General features: G+C 71.1%; 9 protein-coding genes. 5 read left to right on the top strand and 4 right to left on the bottom strand.

What is annotated here, in order from left to right; translation table 11 throughout:
• The first annotated feature begins 38 nt into the window (after nt 1-38).
• Nucleotides 39-863, top strand: a complete 825-nt coding sequence (locus tag ABNF97_RS06510) for a GDSL-type esterase/lipase family protein (protein WP_130465072.1) — start codon at nt 39-41, stop codon at nt 861-863.
• A gap of 52 nt (nt 864-915) precedes the next feature.
• On the opposite strand, the gene ABNF97_RS06505 is transcribed toward ABNF97_RS06510, so the two are convergent.
• Nucleotides 916-3,711 (bottom strand): AfsR/SARP family transcriptional regulator, encoded by a 2,796-nt coding sequence (locus ABNF97_RS06505; RefSeq protein WP_349337949.1) that lies wholly within the window; start codon nt 3,709-3,711, stop codon nt 916-918.
• A gap of 236 nt (nt 3,712-3,947) precedes the next feature.
• On the opposite strand from ABNF97_RS06505, the gene ABNF97_RS06500 reads away from it, so the two are divergent.
• On the top strand, nt 3,948-4,808 hold the full coding sequence (locus ABNF97_RS06500; protein ID WP_130465074.1) for a hypothetical protein: 861 nt from the start codon (nt 3,948-3,950) through the stop codon (nt 4,806-4,808).
• A 292-nt stretch (nt 4,809-5,100) separates the two neighbouring features.
• A complete protein-coding gene (locus tag ABNF97_RS06495) occupies nt 5,101-11,355 on the top strand; it encodes an RHS repeat-associated core domain-containing protein (protein ID WP_349337948.1) in 6,255 nt (2,084 codons plus the stop codon).
• A gap of 69 nt (nt 11,356-11,424) precedes the next feature.
• Here the strand turns inward: ABNF97_RS06495 and ABNF97_RS06490 are convergent, their stop codons facing one another.
• Both ABNF97_RS06490 and ABNF97_RS06485 read right to left on the bottom strand, forming a co-directional pair.
• Nucleotides 11,425-11,838 carry a hypothetical protein gene (locus tag ABNF97_RS06490; RefSeq protein ID WP_349337947.1) on the bottom strand — a complete coding sequence of 138 codons (414 nt, stop codon included), beginning with the start codon at nt 11,836-11,838 and terminating at the stop codon, nt 11,425-11,427.
• A 133-nt stretch (nt 11,839-11,971) separates the two neighbouring features.
• Nucleotides 11,972-12,286 carry a TraR/DksA family transcriptional regulator gene (locus tag ABNF97_RS06485; protein WP_349337946.1) on the bottom strand — a complete coding sequence of 105 codons (315 nt, stop codon included), beginning with the start codon at nt 12,284-12,286 and terminating at the stop codon, nt 11,972-11,974.
• A gap of 364 nt (nt 12,287-12,650) precedes the next feature.
• Between ABNF97_RS06485 and ABNF97_RS06480 the strand changes: the two genes are divergently transcribed.
• Together ABNF97_RS06480 and ABNF97_RS06475 are read left to right on the top strand one after the other, a co-directional pair.
• Nucleotides 12,651-12,875, top strand: a complete 225-nt coding sequence (locus ABNF97_RS06480) for a hypothetical protein (RefSeq protein ID WP_349337945.1) — start codon at nt 12,651-12,653, stop codon at nt 12,873-12,875.
• 54 nt (nt 12,876-12,929) lie between these two features.
• On the top strand, nt 12,930-13,241 hold the full coding sequence (locus ABNF97_RS06475) for a cation:proton antiporter regulatory subunit (RefSeq protein WP_349337944.1): 312 nt from the start codon (nt 12,930-12,932) through the stop codon (nt 13,239-13,241).
• Here ABNF97_RS06475 and ABNF97_RS06470 read toward each other — a convergent pair.
• Nucleotides 13,165-14,403: a PucR family transcriptional regulator gene (locus ABNF97_RS06470; protein ID WP_349337943.1), complete on the bottom strand. Its 1,239-nt coding sequence runs from the start codon at nt 14,401-14,403 to the stop codon at nt 13,165-13,167. The genes ABNF97_RS06475 and ABNF97_RS06470 overlap by 77 nt on opposite strands.
• Nucleotides 14,404-14,406 lie beyond the last annotated feature (3 nt).

The raw sequence follows: 14,406 nt of genomic DNA, 5'->3' as shown, positions 1-14,406 counted from the left end.
AGCCTGACATCAACATTTGCCTATGTCAGGAGGCCAACATGCCGCTGCCTCGTCGCCTGGTCCCCCGGCTGACCGCCATCGCCGTCCCACTCGTCAGCATCCTCACCATCGGCCTGGCCGCCACACCCGCACACGCGGCGGCGACCACCTACACCGCGGTCGGCGACTCGTACGCCTCCGGCACCGGCACCCGGGAGTACTACCCGGACAGCGGCTCCTGCCAGCGCTCCCGGCACGCCTACCCGGTGCTCGACGCGGCCCGGCTCGGTGCCACGCTCACCTTCGCCGCCTGCTCCGGAGCCACCACCCTCAGCGTGCTCAGCGGACAGCTCGGCAGCCTCAACCCGGCCACGAGCTACGTCACGGTCCAGGCCGGCGGCAACGACATCGGCTGGGCATCGGTGATCGTGCAGTGCGCGCTGCCCTGGCCCACCACCTGCTGGTCCCAGATCGACAACGCCGAGAAGACCATCCGGAACACCCTGCCCGGCCGGCTCGACCAGCTCTACTCCCGGATCCGCGGCCTGGCCCCGAACGCCCGGGTCGCGGTGGTCGGCTACCCGCGGCTCTTCAACGGCGAGGAGTGCAACATCATCGCCCGGATCTCCCCCGGCGAGCAGGCCGAACTCAACGCCGCGGCGAACCTGCTGGCGACCACCATCGCCGCCCGGGCCGCCGCGCACGGCTTCGCCTTCGTCGACGCCCGGGGTCCGTTCACCGGGCACGCGGTCTGCGACGACGTCGAGTGGATCAACGGTACGTCCAACCCGCTCGGCGAGTCGTACCACCCGAACCGGGCCGGCCACGCCGGGTACGCCGGCATCGTCGAATCCGCCCTGCGGGCCGCCGCCCGCACGTCCTGACCGGCCACCCACGGCGCGTGCGGAGCTGCCCTGGCCTGCGCGGCAACCGAGGTCAGGCGTCGAGCTTCTTCCGAACCGTGATCGCGCCGGCATGGCCGAGTTCGTCGAGGATGTCCAGGGCTCGTCGCCAGACCTCGTTGGCCGCCGTACGGTCACCCCGGGCCAGGTGGGTGTCGCCGAGGTGGTGCAGCACGTCGGCCTCGTAGTACCGGTCCCCCTCCTCCCGGAACAGCTCGACGGCCTCCTGGTAGCAGTCGACGGCAGCGGCGTGCTCACCGAACTGATGGTGCAGGTAGCCGATGCTGTCCAGGCTGGTCGCCATGCCCCGCCGGTCGCCGAGTGCGCGCTGGATGGCGAGCGCCGCGCGGCAGTGCGTGAGTGCCTGCTGGTGGTCGCCGAGCAGTGCGTGGCACCAGCCGACGGCGTTGAGGGCCCGGGCCCGCCCGATCCGATCGTTCGCCTGGCTGAAGTGGATGAGCGCCCGTTGGCACTGGTGCAACGCTTCCCGGTACCGGCCGTCCTGCTCCAGCAGCCCGCCCAGGCCGAGGTGGGAGGTGCCCTGCCCGACGTGGTCGGCGAGCGCCCGGTACTGCTCGAGGGCGTGTTCGAACTGGCAGAGCGCGTCCTGTGGCCGTCCGAGCAGGACGTACGCGTGCCCGAGGACGCGGTGCGCCCACCCCTGCCCGGCCCGGTCCCCGAGTCGCCGCGCGGCGTCCAGGGCGACCTGCTGGCCGGTGACCCAGTCCGTCCAGTGCCCCTGCCGGTGGAAGAAGTCCGTCAGCACCCAGGCCATCGGCACGGCCTGGTCGTCGAGGCCATGATCGGCTATCCACCGGATGGCGGCGAGCAGCGCCCGATGCTCCGCGGTGAACCAGGCGACCGCCTGCGGGCCGTCGGTGAACCGTTCGACCGTGACGCCCGGCGGCAACGGGGGCAGCCCGATCGGCTCCCGGGCGGGGTCCAGCAGCAACGCGGCCGTGTGCGCGCTGTGCAGGTAGCAGCCGAGCAACCGGAGCAGCGCCGCGCTCCGGTCCACCGCCGGGTCCACGCTGTCGACGAGTTCGGCGGCGTAGGCGCGCAGCAGGTCGTGGAAGGCGTACCGACCGGGAACGCGCTCGGTGAGCAGATGGGCCTTGGTCAGTACTTTCAGCAGTGGACGTACCTGCTCCACCGGCAGTGCGGCGAGGCTCGCCGCGGCCGATTCGGCGATGTCCGCTCCGAAGTGCAGGCCGAGCAGCCGGAACACCCGGGCCGCCGGAGCCGGCAGCGCGCCGTAGGACCAGGAGAAGACCGCCCGCACGTCGGTGGCGGGATCGTCGCCGGCGAACGGGTCCAGTCCGCCCCGGGCGGTGTGCAGTTCGGCGGCGACGGCGGCGAGCGGGAAGCCGGGGTGGCTGGCGGCCCGGGCGGCGACGATCGCCAGGGCGAGCGGTAACCGGTCGCAGCCGGCGATGATGTCGTCGACCGCGGCCGGCTCCCTGGCCGCCCGTTCGTCGCCGAGCCGGTCGACGAGCATCCGGCGCGCCTCGGCCGGGCTGGGCAGGTCCACCGTCAGCAGATCGGCACCGTCGGCCGCGACCAGGCCGGCGAGCTGGTTACGGCTGGTCACCACGGCCAGACAGCCCGGTGCGCCGGGAAGCAGCGGACGGACCTGCTCGGCGCTGCGGGCATTGTCCAGCACCATCAACATCCGTCGCTCGGCGAGCAGGCTGCGGTAGAGCGCGGCCTGGGCATCGGGGTTCGCCGGGATCTGCTGCGGCGACAGACCCAGCGCGTCGAGGAACCCGCGGACCGCGTCGTACGGCGACACCACCACGCCGCCGGGGTCGAAGCCCCGCAGGTTCACGTACAACTGTCCGTCGGGGAACCGCTCGGCCACCCGGTGGGCCCAGTGCACCGCCAGGCTGGTCTTGCCGACCCCGGGCGCGCCGGTCAGGACGGCGATCACCACCGCCTCCGGCCGGTCCCCGCCGGATGCGCCCAGTAACGCGTCGAGCGCGCGGAGCTGCTCGGTACGGCCGGCGAAGGTGGCGATGTCCGCCGGCAGCTGTCGTGGCCTCGGCAGGGCGGTCCGCACCGGCGTGTCCGACGGTGGTGGGTCGAGGTCGGGGTCGGCGGCGAGGATCCGCTGGTGCAACTCCTGTAACGCCTGGCCCGGCAGCACGCCCAACTCGCGGGTGAGGACCTGGTACGCCTCCCGGTACGCCGCCAGCGCCGCCGCCCGCCGGCCGCACCGGTACAGGGCGAGCATCAGCTGGCCCCACAGCCCCTCCCACATCGGATAGGCCCGCACCAGTGGGTCGAGTTCGGTCGCCACCTGCTCGTGACAGCGCTCGGCCAGGGCGGCGTCGGCCCACCGCCGGACGACCTGCAACCGGCGCTGGTCCAGCCGATCAGCCTCCATCCCCAGGTAGGGTCCGCCGACCAGCCCCGCGAGCGCGGGCCCGCGCCACAGGTCGAGCGCGGCCCGCAGCCGCCGCACCGCGGTCGGGGTGTCGGCCCGGGCCAGCGCCTGGTCCCCCTCGGCGGCGAGCGCCTCGAACGTGTCCAGGTCCAGCTCGCCGGGGCGGACCTCCAGGCGGTACCCCCGCTGGTCGGTGGCGAGGCGGGCCCCGTCCTCACCGGCGTCGAGGAACGTGGTGCGCAGACCGGCGACGTAGGTACGCAGGTTGGACTCCATGGCACGCGGAGGTGCCGCCCACAGCGCCTCGGCAAGTTGGCCGAGCGGGACCACACGGTTCGCCTGGAGCAGCAGGGCCGCGGCCAGGGCCGCGCGCTTTGCACCGCCGAGTTTGAGCACCCGGCCGTGGCTCACCACCTCCACCGGACCCAGCAGCCGAAATTCCACCGCAACCCCTTCCGGTGTCATGGTGCACGCGGGTGCCGGTCCAGGACATTACCGAAAGCGTCGATGCCGCTTTATCACATGACGCGGGGCAGGGTTCCCAGGCACCGCGCCGTCCGGGGCGGCGGCGTCCGCGGACGTGTGCGGATTCTGTACGCCTCGATCTCTAGCCTGGTTGCGCCACACCACCGTCCGATCGACAACGAGCGACCGGCGGCAATGCCGGGAGGGGAGCGCAGATGCGCGGGAGAAGGACCACAGCGCTGCTGGCAGCACTCGTGATGGCGGCGGGGTCGGGCAGTACGGCACCGGCCGTGGCTGCCGAGGTCGAACCACTGGCCACCACCTCCCTGCACTACACCAACAACGTCGACTTCGCCTCGGCGCCCCGCAACGTCGGCTTCAACATCTGGGACCTGGGGCCGTACCCGGAGGACGTCGACGCGTTGCCGGCCGGTCACCGGGCCCTCATCTGGGTGGGCGGGGACATCTCCCAGTGCACCTCCGAGTACACGGATGCCGAGTTCAACGCGATCGTCGACGAGTTGGCCGGGAACCCAAAGGTGTTCGGCTGGTACCTCTGGGACGAGCCGGACTTCAGCTCGTGCCCCACGCTACTCGCGCTGATCAGCAAGCGGGCCAACTACATCCGTACCCGGACGGGAGGCGCGCAGAAGTCGTTCGTCGTCTCCGGCGGCGGAGACGGCGAGTCCGCGCCGCCCGAACTGGCACCCGCGCTGTCCGGAGTGGACCTGATCGGACTGGACCCGTACCCGTGCCGGATCGGCGAGAGCTGCGAGTACGGGCTGATCGACCAGGCGGTGGAGGATACGCTCGCCAACGGCATTCCGCTCGCCGCGATCGTGCCGGTATACCAGGCGTTCGGCCAGACCTGCTCGAGTATCCCGACGGACAACCGCAAGTGGCGGCTGCCCACCGGATCCGAGATGACCCAGATCTTCGCCCGGTGGGACAGCCTGGTACCGGCCCCGGTCTTCGACGTCGCCTACAGCTGGGGTGTGCAACCGGAATGGGCGTGCCCGAGCCTGGCCGGCAGCACCACGCTGCGCAACCGGTTCACCCAGCGTTTCGCGTCCTGAACCGCCCCGACTCGCCCGCCCGTTCGTTCCGCCCACGGCCGCCGCCGGTCCACGCCACCGGCGGCGGTTCCTTCTGTGCGGTTCGTGTGCGCTCCGCCCGCCACGATGTCTCCGCTCGGGGCATGGAGGCAGGTCGATCGACCTGCCGACTGCCCGACCCGACCGGGGCACCCCGGAAACAGGAGGCATCATGGACCGTGATCGAAAACCGACCCGATACCGGGCGGGGCCAGGGAGACAACGGATCCGACCCCGATGGCTGACGGCCACCCGTCACCTGGTCGTGCCGGCGATGAGTCTGGTGCTGGTCGCGACGTTGGCCGACGCGGTGCCCGCGTCCGCCAGGCCGGCACCGGACTATTGGAAGACCGCCGGCGAGCAGTCGGTACCCGGCCGGGGCGTGACGGTACCGGAGCCCGGCCCCGACCCGGCCGAGGAGCGGGCCCTGCGCGGCACCCCGGCGGTGACCTGGCCGAAGCCGGGGGCCACCGAGATCACCCTCGGCACCGCGCGACAGAGCGGCGCCGAGCAACGGAACGGCACCGCGCAGCAGAGCGGCAGGGCGTCTGCCGGCACCCTGCCGGTCCGGGTCAGCGCCGCCGGCACCGCGCCCGCCGGGGCGTCCACCGCCGCCGAAACGGCCTCGGCCACCCCCGCTCGGGTTCGGGTCGAGTTGAAGGATCGGTACCTGGACGGTCTGTTGTTGGATGTGCGGCGGGCTGATGGTGTGGCGCGGGACGGCCGGGTGTCGTTGGAGGTGGATTACTCGGGTTTCCGGGATGCGTTCGGGGCGGACTGGGCGGTTCGGTTGCGGTTGGTGAAGTTGCCGGCGTGTGCGGTGACGACGCCGGAGCGGCCGGAGTGTGTGGGTACGCCGGTGGCGACTCGTAACAACGGGTCGGGCCGGTTGAGCGCCGAGGTGACCGCACCGGGGACGCTGTCGAGCGCCGCACGGCCGACCGACGCGGGGTTGTACGCGGTGGTCGCGGCGGCCTCGTCCGGCGCGGGTGACTTCAAGGCGTCGCCGATGGCGCCGTCGTCGATGTGGACGGTGGGAACCTCCTCCGGCGACTTCGGTTGGCGGTACCCGCTGGACGCGCCGCCGGCGGTCGGCGGTCCCGAGCCGGAACTGGAGTTGTCGTACTCCAGCGGCGGCGTGGACGGGCGGACTTCCGCGACGAACAACCAGCCGTCCTGGGTCGGCGAAGGCTTCGACTTCAGTCCCGGCGGTCATATCGAGCGGCGGTACACCAGTTGTGGTACGGACACCGCTGGTGGGAACAACAGTGGGCACAAGACCGGTGACATGTGCTGGGCGACCGACAACGCGGTCTTCTCACTCAACGGCAAGGGCGGCGAGCTGATCCTCGACGACGAGACCGGGAAGTGGCGGCCGAGGGTTGACGATGGTTCTCGGGTGGAGCGGTTGTTTGATGCTCCGAACGGGGATTATGACGGTGAGTACTGGCGGATCACGACGCAGGATGGTACGCAGTACTTTTTCGGTAAGCACAAGATTCCGGGTTCGGAGGTGACGAATTCCACCTGGACGTTGCCGGTGTATGGCAACCAGAAGGGGGAGCCGTGTTACAAGTCGACGTTCGACGCGTCGCATTGCGCGCAGGCGTGGCGGTGGAATCTCGATTTCGTGGTGGATGTGCATGGCAATGCGATGAGTTTGTACTACGAGCGGGAGTCGAATTTCTACGGTCGTAATATGTCGGCGTCGAAGGTTTCGGCGTATGACCGGGGTGGTTGGCTGGCCCGGATCGACTACGGGCACCGGGTCAGCGACGAAACCGTCGTGACGCCGCCGACGGGTCGGGTCGTGCTCACCCCCGCCGACCGGTGCATTCCGGGCACGACCTGCACCTCGTCGCAGCCGGCGAACTGGCCGGACGTGCCGTGGGACCAGGCGTGTACGAGCAGCACCAAGTGCACCAACAAGCACTCGCCGACGTTCTGGACCCAGAAGCGCCTGGCCAAGGTCACCAGCCAGATCCGGCGGGGGTCCGCCTTCGCCGACGTCGAGTCGTGGACGCTGAGGCACAGCTACCCCAGCCCCGGCGACGGTACCCGGGCGGGGCTCTGGCTCGACGGAATCAAGCACTCCGGGCACGTCGGCGGCACGGACAGCGACCCCGAGGTCGCCTTCACCGGAACCCGGCTCAACAACCGGGTGGACGGCAACGACTACATCCCGCCGATGAACTGGTTCCGGGTGGTGAAGGTCCAGCTCGACTCCGGGGGTGAGGTCGCCGTCGAGTACTCCCCGGGTGAGTGTTCGGGGCCGGACAACCTGCCGACGCCGGACTCGAACGCCATGCGGTGTCATCCGCTGCGCTGGACGCCGGAGGGTGAGTTCAAGGAACGGGAGGACTGGTTCCACAAGTACATCGTCACCCAGGTCACCGAGTCCGACCGGACCACCGGGCTGGAGCCGGAGGTGACGAAGATCGACTACCTCACCACCCCGGCGTGGCGGCACGACGAGGAGGACGGTCTGGTTCCCACCGAGCGCAAGACGTGGTCGCAGTGGCGCGGCTACGGCAAGGTCCGGATGACCAAGGGCACGGCCGACGAGGTGAGGACGGTCACCGAGGCGCTCTTCTTCCGGGGTATGGACGGGGACAAGACCGACTCGGGTGGCACCAAGGAAGTGTTCGTGAAGGACTCCACGAACACCACCTGGCGGGACTCCGACCCGCTGGCCGGGACGGAACGGGAGAGCATCACCTACAACCAGGACGGGACGGTCCAGGAGCGGTCGATCACCGATCCGTGGGTCTCCGATCCGACCGCCAGCCGGACCCGGAGCTGGGGCACCACCAAGGCGTTCAAGCTGGAGGAGGCGAAGGTCCGGCAGGCCGAGACGACCGGTTCCGGCGGCTGGCAGAACTCCGGGTCGGACAACGTCTACGACGTGCGGACCGGGCGGCTGACCCAGACGGCCGACCTCAACGACCTGGCCGACCCGAACGACGACACCTGCACCCGCTACACCTACGTCGACAACGAGGCCGCCTGGCTGAAGGACCTGCCGGTCCGGGTCGAAACCGTCGGGGTGAGCTGTGATCGGACCCCGTCGTACCCGGCGGACCTGATCAGCGACGAGCGGTACTACTACGACGGCAGCAACACCCTCGGCGCCACGCCGACCCGTGGCGACGTCACCCGGAAGGAGGAGCTCTCCGGCTGGGTCAACGGGGCGCCGACGTACGTCACCACCATGCGCGCCAGCTACGACGCGCACGGCCGCCAGATCGAGACGATCGACGTGAAGGGCGCTCGCACCGCCATGACCTTCACGCCGGCCACCGGCGGGCCGGTGACCGCGGCGACCACCACCAACCCGCTCGGGCACGTCACCAGCACCACGCTGGAGCCGGCGTGGGGTGAGGACCTGGTCGTCACCGACCCGAACGGGCGGCGGACCGTGTCGCAGTACGACCCGCTGGGTCGGGTGACGAAGATGTGGGGGCCGGACCGGAACCCGGCCACCGACACTCCCACCGCGGAATTCAGCTACCTCATCCGGAACAACGGCGCCAACGCGGTGACGACCAGGTCGCTGCAGCCGGACGGCACGTACCAGACCGAGTACGAGCTCTACGACGGGTTCATGCGGCCCCGGCAGACCCAGGAGCCGGCACCCGGTGGCGGCCGGATCGTCACCGACACCGTCCACAACTCGCGTGGCCTGGAGGTCCGGGAGAACGGTCCGTACTACAACGACGCCCCACCCGGGCCCGACGTGCTCATCGTGGACGAGCAGCTCCTGCCGGCGCAGACCCAGACGGTGTACGACCACGCCGACCGGCCGGTGGCGGAGATTTTCAAGGTGGGCGGCGTGGAGCGCTGGCGCACCACGCACACCTACGGGCACAACCGGCACGACATCGACCCGCCGGACGGGGAGACCCCGACCACCCGGATCACCGATGTCGACGGTCACCTGCTGGAGTTGCGCCAGTACCACGGCAACTCGCCGACCGGAGCGTACGACTCGACCCGGTACACCTACACCAAGCGTGGCCAGCTCGCCTCGGTCACCGATCCGGCCGGCAACGTCTGGCGCTACGGCTACGACCTGCGCGGCCGGATGATCCGGTCGGAGGACCCGGACCGTGGCGTCACGGAGTTGACCTACAACGACGCGGGCGAGAAGATCGGCTCCCGGGATGCCCGGGGAGTCAACCTGGCGTTCGCCTACGACGCGCTGGGTCGGATGACGGCCGTGCACGAGGGATCGCTCAGCGGCCCCAAGCGGGCGGCGTGGACCTTCGACGTGCTGCCGGACGGTACGCCGGCCCGGGGCGAGCAGACCGCGACGACCCGGTACGTGAACGGCAACGCCTACACCACCGCGGTCGCCGGGTACGACGCCGCCGGGCGGCCGACCGGTACGAAGTACACGATCCCGGCCAGCGAGGGAGCGCTCGCCGGCACCTACCAGTTCACCAACACGTACCACACGGACGGTGAGATCGCCTCGCTGGGTTCGCCAGCCGCCGGTGGCCTCCCCGCCGAGCAGGTCACCATCGGCTACAACCGGGACGGCCTGCCCAGTAGCCTGCGCGGGCAGAGCAGCTATGTGACCGGGGCCAGCTACACCCCGTACGGCGAGCTGGCCCAGGTGACGATGTCGGCGGGCGGCAAGTGGGTGCGGTCCAGCTACTCCTACGAGTACGGCACCCACCGGCTGAACCGGGCGATCGTCGAGCGGGAGACCGGGCCGAGCCGATTGGTCGACCTGACCTACTCGCACGACGCCGCCGGCAACCTCACCAGGCTCGTCGACACCGCCGACCCGGACACCGGTGGCGGGCCGGAGACCCAGTGTTTCCGGCACGACTACCTGCGGCGGCTGGCCGAGGCCTGGACGCCGGAGTCGGGGAACTGTGCCACGGCGCCGTCGGCGGCCGGGCTCGGCGGGCCAGCGGCGTACTGGCACGCCTGGACGTACGACAAGACCGGCAACCGGCTGTCGGAGAGCCGGACCGACAAGGCCGGCACGACGAAGAGCACCTACAGCTATCCGGCGGCCGGGCAGGCCCAGCCGCACACGGTGCGCAGCGTCACCACGACCGGCCCGAACGGCACCCGGACCGACAGCTACGGGTACGACGCCATCGGCAACACGACCTCCCGGACCAGGGACGGCAAGACGCTGAACCTGAGCTGGGACGCCGAGGGCCACCTGGCCGGCACCACCGGTGCGGAAACCTCCGGCTACGTCTACGACGTGGACGGTGAGCGGCTGATCCGGCGGGACTCCAGCGGTACCACGCTCTATCTGGGCACGACCGAGCTACACCTGAGCCCGAACGGCGCGGTCACCGGTACCCGCTACTACGAGTTCGCCGGGCGGACCGTCGCGGTGCGTACCTCGGCGGACAACAAGTTGCACTGGTTGGGTCTGGACCACCACGGCACTCCCGAGGTGGCTATCGACGCGACCACCCAGCAGGTGCACCGGCGCCGGCACACCCCGTTCGGGGAGGTGCGCGGGATTAACCCGGACTACTGGCCCGGTCAGAAGTCCTTCGTCGGCGGTGTCAAGGATCAGGCCACCGGCCTGGTCCAACTCGGGGTACGGGGGTACGACCCGAGTCTGGGCCGGTTCATCTCCATCGACCCGGTCATCGACTACACCGATCCGCAACAGATGAACGGGTACGCGTACGCCAACAACAGCCCCACCACCTACTCGGACCCGGACGGGAAGTGGGGCTTCATCACCCGCGTGATCAAGAAGACGGTGACCCGGGCGGTGGTGCACAAGGTCGTACGACACGTCACGAACCTGGTTCGGGTTCCGGTGACGATCGTCAAGAACGAGGTCAAGAGGCGCGTCACCCAGCTGAGGAAGATCCACAAAAAGATCGTCCGCAAGGTCAAGAAGATCCACAAGAAGGTCGTCAAGATCAAGAAGAGGATCAGGACGGCGGCGAAGAAGGTGGCCAGATCGGTCGGCAAGAAAGTAAGAAAGGGGTTGGATGGGGTAAGAAGAGCGGCCAAACACGTGGGTGCCACGGTGGCCAGGGGGGCCAGAGCGGTCCAGGCTGCGGTCGAGCGGACCAACAAGGCCCTGGCCCAGGCCGCGATGTCCACCGGGCGCTGGGTCAATAAGAACATCACCGAGAATCCCGTCTGGAAGGCCGCCAAGATGGGGCTCAGCGCCGCCGCACTGGTGGGGTGTGCCATCTGCGGCGGGATCGCGGCCGGGATGACCGCGGTCGACATGCTGAGCCACCTGGCCGCGGGCAATGGCCACGAGGCGGCATTCGAGGCGTTCGGCTTGGTCACATTCGGGCTCGGCCGGGCCGCCGCGGCCGGCGCGAGGAGTGCGAACGGCGCTCGGCAGGCCGCGGGTGAACTCGCGGAGAACGCCCCGAACCGGGCCGCCCGGATCGCCGAGACGGACAGGTTGGTGAAGCACGCCGACGACGCGGCCGAGGGCATCGACGGCTTCGATGGCGGCCTGTTGGCCAAGGACGTGTTCTCCGCCACCGGCTTCCCCTGGTGGGAGGATAAGAAGGGCTGAACGAGAAAAGGTACGGTGCTGGGCCGGGAGAAGATTCTCCCGGCCCAGCACCTTTTTCCGGTCAGCCGGTCAGCCGGTCAGCGTGCAGTCGTCGACGAGCAGCGTCGGGCCGCCCGGGGTCAGGTTGTGCGACAGGACGCTGAGCGGCAGCAGGTTGTCGTCGGTGGTGACGGTGTGGGTCAGGGTCACCCGGTACCAGGTGTCCGGGTCGCGCGGTTCGCTCTCCGTGCCCGGGGCACCGTCGCTGCCGGTCGGGGAGACGAAGAGCGCACCGGCCGGGACCGGGTACGCCAGGGTCCGGAGCGTTCCCATCCCGGGCTCGGCGACCTGGCCGGGCCCGGCATGCGCCGGGACCGGCGCGGCGACCGGGCCGAGCAGGGCCAGACCCAGCGTCGCCAGGGTAACGGCGAGCTGGCGCTGCCCGCCCCGTCCCGGTGATCGTTTCTGCTGGGCCGCGGTGGTCGGACGTGTCTCGAATTGCACAGGGCGTCCTCTCGGGTGGCTTCCTCATGCGTTGCTGCCGTCGGCATTCGGTACCACGGCTGGCATCGCACGGGGCGCCCCGTGGGCGGATCCTGTGCGGTCGGGCGGGTGACGACTCACCCCGGGGCAACGCTCAGCGGCGTTGCTGGCACGGTACGCAGTACCGGGCCCAGGGCAGTATCTCCAGGCGGGCCACCGGGATCTCGGCGCCGCAGCCCTCGCAGGTACCGTAGCTGCCCTCGGACATCCGTCGCAGCGCCTGCGCGGTGTCGGCGACGCCCTGCTGGGCAGCCTCGATCAGCCGGCGCAGGGTGTCCGGATCGTGCCCACCCCGGTCAGGCTGCCGGGAGTACACCGTCAGCTCGGTGAGCTGGTCGGTGTGCTCCCGGAACTGGCGTTCCAGCTGGTCGCGGAGTGTCTCGGTACGGTCGTCCAGGCTGTGCGTCATCGTCGGTTGCTCCTTACCTCCCCGGCCGCCCGGGCGGGCCCGTCCAGGAGGCGAGGCCGGCCGGGGCAGCGGCGGACAACCGGCGGGTGGGGCGGGCAGAGCCACCGGCGCGCGGGTCGTCATCACCGCCTCCTCGCTGCTGGGTACGCCTCGGACTTCCAGCGTCCGCCGAAACGAGAGCACTGACATTGGATGGCGCCGGCCAACAATCGCGCGCCCGGCTGCCGGCGGTCGGCAACACCGACCGCGCACCGGTCGACGCAGCGGATCACGGTGACGGCTCCGCACCATAGCGGCCGCGACCCTCGGCCGCCAATCGCGGGCCGGCGGCCGGCATTCACCCCGGGCGGCTATGGTCGGCGGGATGTGGAGCCGACAGCACCCGGCCGGCGGGCAACGGCGGTTGGCGCTCTCGGTCCTGGTCGTGCTGGCACTGGTCGTCGCGGCGGTACGCGCCGGTCGCGCGCTGGGCATCTGCATCGTGGTCCGGCTGGCCCGCGCCGTTCCCGGCTGCGTGCCCGCCTGGTCGGCCGACCGGGCGCCGCCGGGCGTGCCGACCCCCGCCCGACCGTCCACCGCGCTGCGCTGACGCCGAGCCGCTCCGGCCGGCCGCCGGCAGCCGTCCCGCTTGGAGCGCCCGCCAATGGATATCGAACGCACGACTCTGCCCGGCATCGGGACACAGCACACCTTCACCACGGCACAGGGCCGCCGGATCGGCATCGTCGAATACCACGGTGACGACCGCCGGGACATCGTCCATGACGACCCGGACGACCCCGACCGGATGGTCGGCCTGGTCCTGACCCGCGCCGAGGCGGTCGCGCTGGCCACCCTGCTCGGCTTCCCGGAAATGGTCGCCGCGACGACCCGCAGCGCTAACCCGGCGGCGCCGGCAGTGGCTGGCGGGGCCAGTCCAGCGCCCGCGCCCCGAGCACGGCGGTGTGCAGGGTGAACCGGTCGCGCGGGTCGGTGGGGTCGTAACCGGTCAGCGTCCGGATCCGGGCCAGCCGGTAGGTGACGGTGCGGACCGACACGTGCACCCGGCGGGCCGCCTCGGTCGCCACCTCGCCACATCCGAAGTACGCGTCCAGGGTGTCCAGCAGCGGCTCGGCGCCACCGCGGGCCCGTTGCAGCGGGCCCAGTACCGCCCGCACGAGATCCACCATGGCCGGCTGGTCCCGCAGCAGCACCCGGTAAATGATCAGGTCGTGGGCGTCGATGACGGCGGCCTCGGCGTGCAGCCGGCGCGCCATGGTCAGCGCCTCCCGCGCTTCCTCGTAGGAGCGGGCGATGCCGTACAGGCCGGGGTGGGGGCGGCCAACCGCCACCTGCCACGGCCGGCCCCGCGCCAGCCGGTCCAACTCGGCGTGCATCAGCCGCCCCAGGTCTCCCACGGAGGCGCCCTCGTCCGAGCCCCGTTCGGGCGTCACGGTGTCCGCCGGGGCGATCACGACGAGCATCCCCTCCTTGGTGGCGACCAGCACGTCACGGTCGCCCAGCCGGTCGAAGATGACCCGCTCCAAGGCACTTATCGCGGCCTCGGTGTCCGGCAGTCGCCGGCCCGGCGAGGCGAGCGCCACCTGGTGCACCCGGGCCAGGTCCAGCCCGAACGGCTCGGCCCGTTCCACCAGACCGCCCAGGTCGGAGTCGCCGCGCAGCAGGTCGTCGACGAGTTCCCGGCGCAGCGCCTCCTCCCGGCGGACCAATTCCCGGCGGGCCACCGCATATCCCTCGGCGAGGGTGGCCACGGCCGTGTCGACGACGTGCAGCACGGCGTCGGCCGCCGCGCGTACCGTCTCGCTGTCGGAGGAGCGCACCACGTGCGGCAGTTGCTGCCAGAGCCGCCGGGCGGCGGAGAGGTAGAGCCGGACCGCCCGTCCGGCGGACACGCCCTGCTCGGCCGCGCGCCGGCCGAGGACCTCCACCGCGTCGAGTTCACCACGGCGTGGCCGCCGGCCGGTCACCGCCGCGTCGGCCAGCAGCCGCAGGTAGTCGCCGAGCAGTTCGACCGGCACCCCACCGGCGTCCGCGCTGGCCGCGCTGGCGACCTCGGCCAGCCAGGCGTCGTCGGAGCGGACTCCGGCCGGGCCGGTCCGGCGGGCGCTGCCGGGCATCGC

Source organism: Plantactinospora sp. B6F1, assembly GCF_040120695.1.
In the GTDB taxonomy this organism is placed as follows: Bacteria; Actinomycetota; Actinomycetes; order Mycobacteriales; family Micromonosporaceae; genus Plantactinospora.
This window is presented reverse-complemented; position numbering and strand designations above follow the sequence as displayed.